General features: G+C 71.2%; 13 protein-coding genes. 3 read left to right on the forward strand and 10 right to left on the reverse strand.

Annotated features, from left to right (window positions below; all coding sequences use genetic code 11):
• Window positions 1–107: 107 nt before the first annotated feature.
• The 4 genes from AB0K14_RS13085 to AB0K14_RS13100 all read right to left on the reverse strand — a co-directional run bounded on the left by AB0K14_RS13085 (window position 108) and on the right by AB0K14_RS13100 (window position 7059).
• Window positions 108–1115, reverse strand: a complete 1008-nt coding sequence (locus tag AB0K14_RS13085) for a TerC/Alx family metal homeostasis membrane protein (protein WP_360450053.1) — start codon at window positions 1113–1115, stop codon at window positions 108–110.
• A 56-nt stretch (window positions 1116–1171) separates the two neighbouring features.
• The gene (locus AB0K14_RS13090) at window positions 1172–2623 is read right to left on the reverse strand and encodes a glycoside hydrolase family 43 protein (RefSeq protein WP_360450056.1); all 1452 of its coding nucleotides are present in this window, start codon (window positions 2621–2623) and stop codon (window positions 1172–1174) included.
• Between the two features lie 16 nt (window positions 2624–2639).
• Window positions 2640–4037, reverse strand: a complete 1398-nt coding sequence (locus AB0K14_RS13095; protein ID WP_360450058.1) for a family 43 glycosylhydrolase — start codon at window positions 4035–4037, stop codon at window positions 2640–2642.
• Window positions 4038–4242: 205 nt separating this feature from the next.
• Window positions 4243–7059, reverse strand: coding sequence for a hypothetical protein (locus AB0K14_RS13100; protein ID WP_360450061.1), 2817 nt, complete (start codon window positions 7057–7059; stop codon window positions 4243–4245).
• A gap of 146 nt (window positions 7060–7205) precedes the next feature.
• Between AB0K14_RS13100 and AB0K14_RS13105 the strand changes: the two genes are divergently transcribed.
• The gene (locus tag AB0K14_RS13105; RefSeq protein WP_360450063.1) at window positions 7206–8009 is read left to right on the forward strand and encodes a methyltransferase domain-containing protein; all 804 of its coding nucleotides are present in this window, start codon (window positions 7206–7208) and stop codon (window positions 8007–8009) included.
• A 164-nt stretch (window positions 8010–8173) separates the two neighbouring features.
• Here the strand turns inward: AB0K14_RS13105 and AB0K14_RS13110 are convergent, their stop codons facing one another.
• Window positions 8174–8776 (reverse strand): TetR/AcrR family transcriptional regulator, encoded by a 603-nt coding sequence (locus tag AB0K14_RS13110; protein WP_360450065.1) that lies wholly within the window; start codon window positions 8774–8776, stop codon window positions 8174–8176.
• 114 nt (window positions 8777–8890) lie between these two features.
• On the opposite strand from AB0K14_RS13110, the gene AB0K14_RS13115 reads away from it, so the two are divergent.
• Window positions 8891–9721: an SDR family NAD(P)-dependent oxidoreductase gene (locus AB0K14_RS13115; protein ID WP_360450067.1), complete on the forward strand. Its 831-nt coding sequence runs from the start codon at window positions 8891–8893 to the stop codon at window positions 9719–9721.
• 22 nt (window positions 9722–9743) lie between these two features.
• Here AB0K14_RS13115 and AB0K14_RS13120 read toward each other — a convergent pair whose 3' ends face one another.
• The 5 genes from AB0K14_RS13120 to AB0K14_RS13140 are packed head-to-tail and all read right to left on the reverse strand — an operon-like array spanning window position 9744 to window position 13114.
• Window positions 9744–10214 (reverse strand): SAM-dependent methyltransferase, encoded by a 471-nt coding sequence (locus AB0K14_RS13120; protein ID WP_360450070.1) that lies wholly within the window; start codon window positions 10212–10214, stop codon window positions 9744–9746.
• 28 nt (window positions 10215–10242) lie between these two features.
• A complete protein-coding gene (locus tag AB0K14_RS13125) occupies window positions 10243–10614 on the reverse strand; it encodes a DoxX family protein (protein WP_360450073.1) in 372 nt (123 codons plus the stop codon).
• 28 nt (window positions 10615–10642) lie between these two features.
• Window positions 10643–11440, reverse strand: coding sequence for a hypothetical protein (locus AB0K14_RS13130; RefSeq protein WP_360450076.1), 798 nt, complete (start codon window positions 11438–11440; stop codon window positions 10643–10645).
• Window positions 11437–12207: an ABC transporter permease gene (locus tag AB0K14_RS13135; protein ID WP_360450078.1), complete on the reverse strand. Its 771-nt coding sequence runs from the start codon at window positions 12205–12207 to the stop codon at window positions 11437–11439. The genes AB0K14_RS13130 and AB0K14_RS13135 overlap by 4 nt, the downstream gene beginning before the upstream one ends.
• Window positions 12197–13114 carry an ABC transporter ATP-binding protein gene (locus AB0K14_RS13140; RefSeq protein WP_360450081.1) on the reverse strand — a complete coding sequence of 306 codons (918 nt, stop codon included), beginning with the start codon at window positions 13112–13114 and terminating at the stop codon, window positions 12197–12199. The genes AB0K14_RS13135 and AB0K14_RS13140 overlap by 11 nt, the downstream gene beginning before the upstream one ends.
• A gap of 104 nt (window positions 13115–13218) precedes the next feature.
• Here AB0K14_RS13140 and AB0K14_RS13145 point away from each other — a divergent pair, with 104 nt between their 5' ends.
• Window positions 13219–13869 (forward strand): helix-turn-helix domain-containing protein, encoded by a 651-nt coding sequence (locus AB0K14_RS13145; RefSeq protein WP_360450084.1) that lies wholly within the window; start codon window positions 13219–13221, stop codon window positions 13867–13869.
• Window positions 13870–13877: the final 8 nt, after the last annotated feature.

The raw sequence follows: 13877 nt of genomic DNA on the forward strand, positions 1-13877 counted from the left end.
ACGGCCGAGCCGACGGGGCGGGCTGAGCCGACAGGGCAGGCCGAGCTGACGAGACGGCCGAGCTGACGGCACGGCCGACCGGACGCGGGTCGCCGTGCCGGCGGACGTCACCCCTTCGGCTCGCGGTCGGGGTCCGTGTGCGCCCGCAGCGAGCCCGCGTGCGCCTTGGCCGACGGGTCGCGGCCGGTCTTGACCAGGCTCGCCACGGTCACCACCAGCAGCACGACCACGATCACGCCGAGGCTGACCGGCGTCGGCACCTCGGGCACCCGCTCGTCCACGGAGACGTGGGCCCAGTGCAGGATCAGCTTCACGCCGATGAACGCCAGGATCAGCGCGAGCCCGGTCGAGAGGTAGACCAGCCGGTCGAGCAGGCCCTTGACCAGGAAGAACAACGCCCGCAGGCCGAGCAGGGCGAACGCGTTGGCGGTGAAGACGATGTAGGGCTCCTCGGTCACGCCGAACACCGCGGGGATGGAGTCCAGCGCGAACAGCAGGTCCACCCCGCCGATGGCCACCAGCACCACGAACAGCGGCGTGGCCACCCGCTTGCCGTCGACCCTGGTGAGGATCCGGCCGCCGACGTACTCGTCGGTCAGCGGCAGGATCCGGCGCGCGGTCCGCACCACGACGTTGTTCTCGATGTCCGGGTCCTCGTTGCGGTGCCGGAACAGCTGCACCGCCGTGTAGATCAGCAGCAGGCCGAACAACAGGAACATGAACGAGAACAGCGCCAGCAGGGTGGCCCCGACCGCGATGAACACCGCCCGCATGAGCAGCGCGAGCACGATGCCGAAGGTCAGCACCTTGTGCTGGTGCTCCTCGGGCACCGCGAAGGTGGTCATGATGAGCACGAACACGAACAGGTTGTCGACCGAGAGGCTCTTCTCGACGATGTAGCCCGCGAAGTACTCGGTCCCGAACGCGCTGCCGTGCGCGGACCAGAACCAGATGCCGAACCCGACGGCGACCAGGACGTAGAAGATCGACCAGAGGCTCGCCTCCCGGAAGCCGACCCGGTGCGGCCGCGCGGCGGCGAGCACCAGGTCGACTGCCAGCAGTGCCACGATCAGCCCGATGGTGACCGTCCACGTCAGACCGCTCAGCTGAAGCATACGTCCACAATAGAGCCTCGCCGCCGTCGCCGGCCGCGGCCGAGCCGGTCGGACCGTCAGCCGGTCAGCCGGAACGTCGCGTCGGAGCGGCCCGCGGCATCGGTGATCGGGTCGAGCCGCAGCTGGTAGGCGTAGTGCCGGATGTACCGGTCGGGGTAGTTGTAGGACTGGAAGGACGACCAGGACGACGACGCCAACCCGGCCACCTGCCGGAACGTGGCGTCGGCCTTGAACGTCGACGTGCCGTCGTCGGCCGCGAGCACGAAGTCGTACGCGTAGTGCCGCAGGTAGTAGCCCGGGTAGTTGACCGACTGGAACGACACGGTCCCCGATCCCGCCAGGCCCGGCACCACCCGGAACTGCGAGTCCTGCAACGGGCTGACGTTCGCGTCGATGCGCACGTCGAGGTTGCTGTGGCGCACGTACCGGTCCTGGAAGTTGTAGGACTGGATGCGGTTGACCGGCGTCGTGGCGCCCCACTTGGCCAGCACCCGGCTCTCCTCGGCGGCGGTGAGGTTGAGGATCGAGCCGTGCCGCTTGCGGGTGCCGCCCAGCGCGTAGTCGGTGCGGGTGGCGAAGTTGCGCGTGCTGCCCAGGTTGGTGGACGTGATCGGCATGTAGCCGCGACCGGTGGCGTACTGGTCCAGCCACAGCGCCCACTCGTTGCGCCCGTTGAACTGCATCCACATCGGACCCTCGACCACGTTGCCGCCGCCGGTGCCGTTGGAGATGCCCATGTGCGAGAGGTTGCCGATGGTGGTCCACGAGCCGAGGACCGAGTTGCTGCCCTCGACGGTGATGTGGCCGTCCGCCGACGCGCGGTAGTAGCGGTAGCCGCCGACGCTGGTCGGCGACTCGATGATCTGCGTGTCGATGATGCCCTGGCCCGCGCCCCGGTCGATGTAGAGCACCGGCGAGGTGATCGAGCGGAAGTCGGTGGTGCGCACGTAGTAGATGCGGTGCTTCTTGACGCCGTTGACGGTGGCGTTGGTGGCCCAGTAGACGACGTAGTCGCCCGTCGCCGGGTTGTAGATGGCCTCCGGCGCCCACGCGTTGCCCGCGCCGGAGATGCCGCCCGCGACGTTCAGCAACCGCGGTGCGGACCAGTTCACCAGATCGGTGGACTCCCACACGACCAGCGACTTGCTGCCGTTGTTCGCGGCGTCGCTCCACGAGGTGCCGTTCGCGATGCGCAGGTCGGTGGCGATGATCCAGTACCGGTCGCCGGCGGGTGAGCGGACCAGCGCGGGGTCGCGCACCCCGCGGGTGCCCACCGTCGACAGCAGCACCGGCGAGCCGTTGTTCAGGTCGGTCCAGCGCAGGCCGTCGCGGCTGTGCGCGAGGTAGATCTGCTCGCCGGTCGCGTGCTCGCCGGTGAAGTGCGCCATCAGGTAGCCGGTGAACGGCTCCAGCGCCTCGGCGCGCCGGTCGGTCGTCACCGACCAGGAGGTGAACAGCAGGGCCACGGCGGCGAGGAGCGCGCCAACCCTCGTCAGTGCTCGGGACACGGGTGATCTCCCTTGATCACAGGGTCGGCACGATCGGGGCGATGGTGCCGTCGGGGTTGAACGTCATGCGGTCGACGGTCACCTCGCGGTTCATGCCGTCGCCCGCGGGCACGGCGAACCGGTGGTAGGCGACGTGCCAGGTGTCGGTGCCCGGCGCCTTCACCACGGAGTGGTGCCCGGTGCCCTTGATGCCGAGGTCGAGGCGCTTCTGCAGGACCACGCCGCGCTTGGTCCACGGCCCGAGCGGTGACGGGCCGGTGGCGTAGGCGACCTGGTAGTTCTCGTCGCGGGTGTCGTTCTCCGACCACATGAAGTAGTAGGTGCCGTTGCGCTTGAGCACGAACGACGCCTCGCGGTAGCCGCTCGGGGTGATCGTGCGGACCGCCGCCGGGTCGAACGAGACCATGTCGGCGTTGAGCGGCACGACGTGCGCCGCGCCGTTGCCCCAGTACAGGTACGACCGGCCGTCGTCGTCGGTGAACACCATCGGGTCGATGGCCTGGCCCGGGTACGCGCCGGCCCGGACGAGGGGCCTGCCCAGGGCGTCGCGGAACGGGCCCGTCGGGGAGTCGGACACCGCGACGCCGAGGTGCTTGCTCGTGTCGCCGGACACCGCGCCGCCGCTGAAGTACATGTAGTAGCGGCCGTTCCCGGCGGCCACCGCGGGTGCCCAGGCCGAGTTGTCCGCCCACGACACGTCCGGCCCGTGGTCCAGGACCACGCCGTGGTCGGTCCAGTTCACCAGGTCGGTGGAGGAGAACGCCTTGTAGTACGGCGAAGCCCAGCTCGCGTACCCGTCCGTGGTCGGGTAGAGGTAGTAGCGGCCGTTGAAGTTGGCGATGTGCGGGTCCGCGTACAGGCCGGGGATGACCGGGCCCTTGGTGGTCTTCGGCACCCACGGCGCGGTGAGGCGGAACGAGCTGTCCGCGCGGAACTGGGCGGTGTCCTGGTTGGTGTCCAGCCACAGCTGGTTGTCGCGGTGCCGCACCCGCCGGTCGGGGTAGTTGGTCGGCACCAGCGACACCGAACCGGCCACCGACCCGGCGACCGCGCAGAACGTCGCGTCCGCCCGGAACTGCGCCGTGCCCGTGTTGGCCTCCAGCCGCACGCGGTAGTCCCGGTGCCGCAGGAACATCCCGTTGGTCGCCTGGAACGAGTAGCACGACGGCGAGGCCAGGCCCGAGATCACCGTGAAGGTGGCGTCCTTCTTGGCCTGGGCCGAGCTGCCGGACGTGATCGGGTCCACCCGGCCGAGGTAGTCGGCGTGGCGGATGTAGCGGCCGGGGAGGTTGACAGACTCCAGCGACCGCGCACCGGTCGGCAGCACGTCCGCGAGGGCCGGTGTGGCGGGTACGACCAATGCGGTGATGGTGACCAGCGACAGCACCGCGCAGGCACGTGCTCGTAGGTGCATCGTTCGCTCCGATCTTCGTCGGCCGGGGCGCCTGCCCGGAGGCAGCACCTATTCCTGTTAGCGCTAACAGGAATAGGTGCTGCTTTGTTCTCGCGGGCTGCGGGCGGAATGTTATCGCTAACATCAATGCCCCTTCAAGTCTTGCCTTCGGCGAAACTCCTGCGTTACGGTGCCCGCCCGCGAACGCGCCCCCGATCGGGGCTCGCTACGACCGCGGGCAGAGCGCCTCGGCCGCCGGGACGATGTACGAGCACGTCGGCGCCATCGCGAGGTCGGCGATGTTCGCCAGGGTGAGCAGCGAGACCGGTCGCGACTCACCCGTGCGGTCGGTGCTGAAGCCGATCTCGCCGGACGCGCCGTCGTAGCAGTTGCCGCGCGGGGCGTTGCGGTCGGTCGGGCACGAGATCTCCCGCAACTCCTGGCCGATGGCGGCCCGGCTGAGCGGTCCGATGGCGGCCTGGTCGAGCACCAGGTTGCCGCCGGCGTCGGTGCGCTGCCGGCGGAACCGGTTCTCCTTCACCGCGTGCACGAACAACCCCGCGCCGTCGTAGGCGACGCCGACCCGCTCGCCGACCCACGGCAGGGCGGTGGCGCTGTCCTTGAGCGTCTCGCCGAACGCGCGCCAGGCAGGTCGGGTGGTGGTCCCGGCCCGCAGGGCGAGCAGGCCGGCGCACAGGGCGGACGGCTCGACGCCCGGCTCCCGGTCGGGGGACAGGCACGTCCGGTTCTCCAGCACGGCGGCACCGGCCAGGGACACGTAGGACATGGCCCTCCCCGCGTACCTCTCCCGCCGTTTGGCGCCGTCGGCGACGAAGCGGGACGTCGTGTCGTTGCCGATGACCATGGGCGTGTCGTTCTTGCACAGCTGGAAGACGCGGTCGAGGAAGCCGTCGAAGTCGTACTCCCGCCCGGCGAAGTAGGCGATCCGGTCGACGTCGGCGGTGTTGCATTGCGGTTCTATGCCGTGCACCCCGGCACCCCACGTCACCAGCCACTCCCGGTCCTCGCCGAAGGCGGTCTCCAGCTCCGCCCGCAACGTCCTCAGGTAGCTGTCCTTGTCGACGTCCGCGGGCTGGTACGCCGTCACCTCGACCCGCTTGCGCCGCTTCTCCGACTCCCGCTGGGCGAACTCGCGCAGGAGCGCGACCTGCTTGCCGTTGCCGGGCACCAGCTGGAAGTACAGCGGGGACCGGTCGCCGAGGCCCTGCCCGGTCAGGGTCGTGGCCACCACCGGGATGCCGAGGTCCCCCAACGCGCCGATGGCGCTCTCCGTCGCCGGGACGGTCCGCCCCATGCCGACGACGCCCATGGCGGTGTCGTCGGCGGCGAACAGCGGCGCCAGGAGGCTGTCCACCACGGTCCGGGCGTGCCGCATCTCGTGCCCGCCGTTGGCCACGACCACCCGCAGCAGCGGCTGCTTCCGCTCGGTGTTGTCGCGGGCCTGGCGGATCATCAGGCCGGTCAGCTCCTCGGTGACCGCGCCCGCCGAGTCGTCAGGCACGGTGGGGCTGCTGAACTCGGCGAAGTACACGACGGTCACCAACGGCCGGTGCCCGGCCGTCGCGGCCATCCGCTCGGCCTCCCGGTTGAGCTCGAAGACGGCCAGCTGCGCCTTGCGCAGCCGCTCGTCCTTGCCGAACACCTGGGCGGCGTTGTCGCTGTAGCCGACGCACTCACCGCCGTCACCGTCCGCGATCCACGTGGTCGCCACGCCGGCGCGGGGCGAGGGCAGGCACTCCTCGCCGAACCTGGTGGCCAGCCACCGCCCACCGGTCAGCACCGCCGCGGTCATCACCAGCGCGATCACGGCGGCGGTGAACGACCTGCGCGCGGGCAACGGGACGGCACGCGGGCGCATGCCCTCGCGGAAGGTGGTCCAGGCCTCGCGGTCCTGCTCGTCGGCGGTCCTGGACGAGGGCAGGGTGACGGCGATCAGCGTGTCCTGCCTCAGCGCCCGCCGCCGTGCGGGCAGGTCCCTGTACCAGTCGACGACCTCGCCCCCGATGCCCGCCACCGCCCGGGGCCTGCCCCTGACCAGCCCTCGCGGCACCGCCTGTGCGGTCGCCACGACGAGCACCGGGTCGTGCTCGGTGGACTCGTTGCGGACCTCGTTGATCAGCTGGAGCAGCTCCCAGCCGCGGTTGGCCTCGGTGACGTTGTCCAGCAGCACCACCGTGTAGGCGGTCCGCCGCCGGTGGCGGGGCCGCCACGAGCCCGCGCCGTACAGTTCGCGTAAGTCTTGCAGGAAGGCGTGCACCAGCAGCTTCTTGATCTGCGCCCGGTCGTCCTCGTCCTGCCTGCCCGCGGTCAGGAGCTCGGCGAAACCGGTGAAGCTCGTGGAGTGCCCGGGGAGCATGAACGGCTGCCGCATCAACCACCGCGGCTCACCGCCGGGTAATCGGGTCCCGCGGGTCCACAGCCGGAACCGCACCGGGCGGTGCCACGCGAACAGCAGGGCCACCAGGAACCTCACCGGCGCCGGCAGCAGCACGAGTGCCTCGGTGACCGCGGCCTGGTACGCCGCCTCGGGTTGTTCCCGCCGGCCGTGCCAGAGGCGGAGCAACTCGGTGATGTCGGTCGGCTCGTGGCGGTTGTCGCCCTGGGTGAGGCGTCTGCCGGTGAGCCAGTCCACCAGCCGGTAGTGCCGGAACCGGCTCGGCCGCGACGTGCCGAACCGATCCGCGGACAACTGGTGCCGCAGTTCGTCCAGCACCGGCAGCAAGGGCTGCTCCTCGCGCCTGCTGCCCCGCCACCGGGCTTCGGCGTCGGCCGCCACCCTGTCCATGTCGACCCGGGCGAACGGGATCTTCGCGGGGCCCACGTCGGCCAGCAGCTTCGCCAGGTCGGTCAGGACACCGTCCGGCTCCTTGCCGATCAGGCACACCACCGGCAGCGGCCGGTCGCCACGCGGTCCGCCCCGCGCGCGCCACGACCACCGCGGCCGCTCGCTCAGGTCGTGGACGGCCGACAGCAGGGCGTGCAGCCCGCGGAACACCGACTTCGCCAAGGTTTCCCCCTTCACGACACCCCACGCAGCGATTATCGAATCCGGGCAGGGGTCCGTTGCGGCAGTGATCGGTTCGTGCCCTCCGGGTGCGCGAACCGCTGGGCGGGAACGATTGTCGTTACGTATGCTGCGGTGGGTCCGCGACGCGGTGAGGGGGACGGGTGGCCGAGAAAGCGGTGATCAAGGCATTCGAGGACGGCAGCGCGGAGTTCGCCGAGTGGGCGCCGCTGCTGTGGGACCCGGTCGGTGCCGCCGTGGTCGACCTCGTCGGACCCGTGCCGGGGGAGCGGGTGCTCGACGTCTGCTGCGGCGCGGGTTCGTCCGCGATCCCGGCGGCGCGGGCCGTCGGTCCGAACGGCCTGGTCGACGCCGTGGACCTCGCCGCGGCGCTGCTCGACCAGGGTGCGCGACGCGCGCGGGAGCTGCCGCAGCTGCGCTTCCACCGGGACGACGTGACCGGCTGGTCGGCCCCGGACGGCCTGCCCTACAACCACGTCCAGTGCGTGTTCGGGATCTTCTTCCTGCCGGACGTCGACGCCGCCGGCGTGCACCTGACCCACCTGCTGCGTCCCGGCGGCACCCTGGCCGTGACCACGTGGCGGCAGGGCAGCGTGGACGACGTCGTCGGCCCGCTGTTCCGGGCGCTCGCCGAGCACACCGGCGTGGCGCCGACCCGACCGGCGGCCGCCGACCGGGCCGCGCGGCTGGACACCGACGACAAGCTCGCCGAGTGGATGCGGAGCCTGGGGCTCGACGCGGTCCGGGTGCACCCGGTCGAACTGGACGTCCCGATCACCCCCGAGTCGGCCTGGGCGTTCGTCACCGGCTCCGCGGGCAGGGCCCTCCTGGCCGGCCTCGACGACCGCGCCGTGGCCGCCGTCCGCGACCGCTACCGCGAGCTGGTCCGGCCGACGGCGGTGCTGCGGGTCCGGGCACTCGTCGGCATCGGCGCCCGTCCGAGCTGACCGCCCCCTGAGGCTCTGCTCGCCCGCGCCGCCAGGTCGGGTCCGGACGCCGACGCGGCGCGGTCGTCACGATGTCGTGCGTCGCGGGCACCACCCGCAGCTCGGCCGCGGAGACCTCGGCCGACTCGGCGTCGCACACGCCCGCGGACAGCGGCTGGTCGGGCTCAGCCGGGCCGGAACGCGCGCAGGGCGGTGTCGACGAGCGCGTCGGCGAAGTCGTCGTCCAGCGGGCCGGAGCGCAGCAGCCACCGCTGGGCCAGCGGCGCGTACAGCACGTCGATGAGGAGGTCCAGGTCGGCGTCGGCGGCGATCTGGCCCGCTTGCTGGGCGCTGATCAACCGCCGGCGCTTCGCCGCGCGCATCGGTCGTTCCATCTTCTCCCGGTAGGCCGCGGCGAGTTCGGGATCGTTGATGATCTCGGTGTTCAACGCCCGGATCGGCGCCTCGAACGCGGGATCGGCGAACTCGGCCGCGGTGGCGCGCAGGACCGCTTTGAGGTCGGCCTCGACGTCCCCGGTGTCCGGCAGTTCGATGCCGCCGCCGTCGGGCTGCTCGCTCAGCACCAGCAGGGAGTCGAAGACCACCGCGCCCTTGGACGGCCACCAGCGGTAGATCGTCTGCTTGCCCACGCCCGCGCGGGCGGCGATGGCCTCGATCGTCAACTTGGCGTACCCGACCTCGCTGATCAGCTCGCGGGTCGCGGTCAGGATTGCGACCCGCGACCGCTCGCTGCGACGGGTGCCGTCGGGTGTGGTGCCTGGAGCCATGCCGACACCCTAGTGGGAAACGAGACGGTTCGTCTTGACATCCGGGGGAGCGGCTGGCAGTGTCTACCGCATCGAGACGGAACGTATCGTCTCACTCCACCATGGGGGACACCGATGACGCTGGAACACACCGAACCCCGCACCTGGTTCATCACCGGCGCCTCGCGCGGACTGGGGCGTGCGTTCACCGAGGCCGCGCTCGCGGCGGGCGACCGGGTCGTCGGCGTGGCCCGCGACATCACGCCGCTGGAGGACCTGGTCGTCGCATCGGCGGGCCGGCTGGTCACCTTCCCGCTGGACATCGCCGACCGGACGGCGGTGCAGGCCGGGGTGCGGCGGGCCTTCGCCGCGTTCGGGCGGCTCGACGTCGTGGTCAACAACGCGGGCGGCGTGGTGCTCGGCATGCTCGAAGAGATCACCGAGGAGCAGGCCCGCGCCCACCTGGACACCAACTTCTTCGGCGCCCTGTGGGTGAACCAGGCGGTGGTCCCGCTCCTGCGGGAACAAGGCTCGGGTCACATCCTCCAGGTCTCCTCGATGGGATCGGCCGGCGGTTTCGCGTCGACCGGCCTGTACGGCGCCGGCAAGGCGGCACTCGACTCCATGAGCGAGGCGCTGGCGATGGAGGTCGAGCGCTTCGGGATCAAGGTGACCATCCTGCAGCCCGGCGGCTACCGGACCGACCTGTTCACGCTCGGCCTGACCACGACTGCGGAGAACCCCGCCTACGCCCCGCTGCGCGCCTGGTTGAGCGAGCTGTGGGGCGAGTCGGAGGACTACGACCCCCGCCTGGCCGCCGCGGTCGTGCTGCGGGTGGTGGACTTGCCCGAGCCGCCCAAGCGGTTGGTCCTGGGCGGCGCGGCGTACGACATGGTGCGGGAATTGGTGGGGGCGCGGATGACCGCCCTCGCCGAGTGGGAGCACCTCAGCCGCCAGGCCGACTGACCCGTGTGGTCGCGCAGGTCCGTCAGTAGTAGCGGCTCATCAGGGTGGTGGCCCAGGCCGGCTGGACGACCGGCTGCCGCGGCGCGAACTCGACCAGGTACGGCTTGACGTCGAGCACCGGCGAGCCGGCGAGCGCGTCCAGGTCGGCGACGTGCAGGTCCGATCCGTCCACGCCCAGCAGTCGACAGCGGGACACGCCGAGGCGGTTGGGCCGGTACGGCCCGCGGTGGGCGAAGACCCCCACGGGCGCCGCGTCCGGGTCACCCCTGGGCGGACGGGGTTCGCCGGACGCGGCGGCCGGGTCGATCCGGTCGAACAGGAAGACGACCTCCAGGTGGGAGAAGTCCTCCAGGCCGAGCACCGCCGACGCGGTGAAGGACCGGTCGTCCAGCCGGATCACGGCCCGGACGTCGTGCCAGTCGTCCTCGACCACCTCGTTGCGGCCGCCCACGACTCGTCCGACGGGGTGCAGGGTCACGGTGTTGTCCATCATGGTGCTCCGAATCGGGTGGCGGTCGGGTTCAGAGGGCGTGGGCACCGAGTCGGCCCCAGGCGACGACTGCGGCCAGGGCCAGCAGCACCACGTTGACGGCGATCGCGGGCGACTCCTTGCGCCGGGCGTGGACGACGGCGGCGCCGACCATGGTGACGGCCAGGCCGATGGCGGCCAGCGGGGTGAGGACCGGGGCGACGCCGGTCACGGCCGGGAGGACCAGGCCGAGGGCGCCGAGAACCTCGACCACGCCGATCAGCCGGATCCGGGTGGGCGTGAAGTCGTCCACCCACGGCATCGTGGTGCGGAGCTTCTCCTTGGGCTTGAGCGCTTTCGTGAGACCGGCCAGGCCGAAGGCGGTGGCGAGGACGGCTTGGAGGATCCACAGGAACACGTTCACGTCGACTGCTTCCTTCGTACGTCGGGGGTCAGTAGCGGCCGAGGGTGCCGCGGCGCTTGGCCAGGTGTTCGAGCCTGTTGAACAGGACGACCCCGGCCGCCGTGATGAGCAGTGGCTGGGCCAGCAACCACCCGAGGCCCCAACCGGTGGGGAGGGCGACCAGGGAGTGCCCGCCGAGCAGGATGTCCCGCATGGCCTCGATGCCGGGCGCGATGGGGACCAGCAACCGGCTGGCGAACGCGATCGGGTCGGGCACCGCAGCCAGCGGGACCAGGGTGCCGCCCGCGATGGCGTAGGCCGCGACCGACACCTGCGTGATGATCTCGAGCCGCTTGAACACCAGCGTCAGCCCGCACAGGACGAGCGCCAGCCCGCAGGTGCCCAGCACGATGGCGGCCAGCGGCACGAGCACCTGCGCGTCGAACGGCACCCGGCCGCCCTGGACGGCGATCGCGACCGCACCGGTGGCCAGCACGGCCAGCGCGGTGGGCAGGGCCGCGACCACCGCGGCGACCTGGCGGCCCAGGATCAGCGCGGCCGACGGCAGCGGGGTGAGGTAGGTCTGTTCCAGCACGCCGGACTGGATGTCACCGAGGTAGCTCCAGAACACCCGGTTGACCTGCTCGTGGATGAACGTCAGCGCCACCATGCCGAGCAGCACCGGCAGGAGCAGTTCGGCGAGCAGCTGACCGCGTCCCATGAACAACACGACGAGCAGGTAGAACAGCGGGAACGTGATCATCTGCAAGAGGCTCTCGCGCCACCCGGCGGCGAAACCGCGCAAGCCCTTGCCGACCTCGGCGGCGAAGCCGCGGGCGAAGGTCATGACGACTCCCGCAGAACCCGGCGGTGGTTGCGGGAGAACAGCAGGCCGCCCGCCACGATGAGGGCGAGGGTGTGGGCGACCAGCCACGGCAGCGAGCCGTCGTGCCAGACCTGGGCCAACGTCCCGCCCTCGAACAGCGTCCGCGTGATGACCTCGATGCCCAGCGTCGTGGGCAGGACCCTGGCCAACGCGGCCAACCAGTCCGGGTAGAAAGCCAGCGGCAGGAACGAGCCGTTGAGCAGCAGCACCAGAGAGGTGAACAGCGACTGCAAGGCGCCGATCATCGGGGAGACCAGCGCCAACGCGGCCAACAGGAACGTGAAGGCCAGCACGTTCGCCCCGAGCAGCAAGGCGGGCAGGAGCGCCGCCCAGCGCAGCGGGATCGCGATGCCGGCCACCAGCACCGGCACGAGGGCGGCCGCGGCGGCCACACCCAGGCCGAAGATCGAGGCGGTGATCAACCGGCCGAGCATCGGCAGCCACGCCGGCGCGGGCGACATCCGGGTCTGCGCGAAGGTGCCGGCGCGCTTCTCCTCGATGAGGTCGGCCACCAGCACCAGGCCGGCGTACTGCAGGAACCAGTACCCGCCGATCGCGACGAGGGTCTGCGGCAGCAGGTCCTGCCGCAGCTCGCCCTGTCCGAGGACGAACTGGAGGCCGAGGTACATCATGGTGCTGATCAGCAGCGTGATGACGTGGCCGACCGGGTGGGCGAGCTGGACCCGCAGGCCCTTGCCGATCTCGGCGGCCAGCACGTCAGCAAGCATGTGACGGCTCGTTCACCAGCGCGAGGAACACGTCCTCCAGGTCCGGCTGCACCTGGGTCAGCGACTCCAGCACGGCGCCCTGCGCGCGCAAGCGCTCGACCACGTCGTACACCTCGCGCGGATCGCCCACCCGCACGCTGATCGTGCTGACGCCGTCGTGGGTGACGGCGTCGAACCCCGGTGGCGCCGCGCCTTCGACGCGGATCTCGTACCGGTCCCGTTCCCGGAAGCTCGCCAACAGCTCACGGGTGGGCAGGTCGGCCACCAGCCGGCCGCGGCGCATGACGGCCACCCGGTCGCAGAGCTCCTGGGCCACGTCGAGCTGGTGGGTGGTGAGCAGGACGGTGGTGCCGGACTCGCGGGCCAGCGCGGTGATCCAGGTCTTGACCGTGCGGGTGGTCTCCACGTCCAGGCCGAGCGTGGGCTCGTCCAGCAGCACGATCGGCGGGTCGGCGATCAGGGCGGCGGCGATGGCGACCTTCTGCTGCATGCCGCGCGAGAAGCCGCCGACCTCGTCGTCGCGCCGGTCCCACAGCTCCAGGCCGGTCAGCAGGTGCTGGGCGCGAACCTTGGCCTGTGCCTTGCGCAGGCCCTTGAGCCGGCCGAAGTACAGCAGGTTCTGCCAGGCCGACAGGCTCCAGTAGACGTTGCGCGAGCCCTCCAGCACGGCGCCGAACTGCGCCATCGCGGCCGAGCGCTGCGTGGCCACGTCGAAGCCGCCCAGCCGGACCCGTCCCGAGGTGGGCGTCAGCAGGCCCGCCAGCATCTTGATGGTCGTGGTCTTGCCCGCGCCGTTGGGCCCGAGGAAGCCGAAGACCGTGCCGGCGGGGACGTCGAGGGACACCTCGTCGACCGCCCGGGTCTCGGCCGAGCCGTACACCTTGGTCAGCGCTTCGACCCTGATCACGTCGTTACCCCGACCCGGGGGCGGGTGGCGGTGTGGAACACCATCGTTGGATCCGTTCTCTAGAGTTGACTTCTAGCTTCGTTATCTAGAGATAGACTCCAGCCATGAGTGATGTCAAGCGCGGGAGCAAGCGGGCGCAGAAGGCGCAGGAGACGCGTCGGCGCATCCTGGAGGCGGCGCTCGCGCTGTTCGTGCGGGACGGGTACGGCGCGACGAACCTCCAGGAGATCGCCGACCGGGCCGGTGTCGCGGTGCAGACGATCTACTTCGTCTTCGGCAACAAGCGCACCCTGCTCAAGGAACTGGTCGACGTCACGATCGCGGGCGACGACCAGCCCGTGGCCACGATGGACCGTCCTTGGTACATCGAGGCGCTGGCCGCCGACACGGCCCAGGACGTGCTGCGCGCCTACGTCGCCGGCACCACCTCGGTGCTGGCACGGGTGGCGCCGATCGGCAAGGTGCTGGAGGCGGCGGCGGCGAGCGACCCGGAGGTCGCTGCGCTGTGGTCGCACGACGTCGACCCGCGGCTCGTCGTCCAGCGGAACGTGGCCGAGGTCCTGGTCGGCAAGCCGGGCGCGAAGGACGGCGTCTCCGCGGACGAGGCCGCGGACGTGCTCTACGGCCTGCTCAGCCCCGAGCTGTACCTGCTGTTCGCCCAGCGCGGCTGGCCGCGTGAACGTTGGGAGAGCTGGGTCGGCGAGACGTTGCGCGCCCAACTGTGCGCCGACCGACCCCGCCGTCGCACGCGGTAACGACGGTG

Source organism: Actinosynnema sp. NPDC050801, from assembly GCF_040673975.1.
Lineage (GTDB): Bacteria > Actinomycetota > Actinomycetes > Mycobacteriales > Pseudonocardiaceae > Actinosynnema.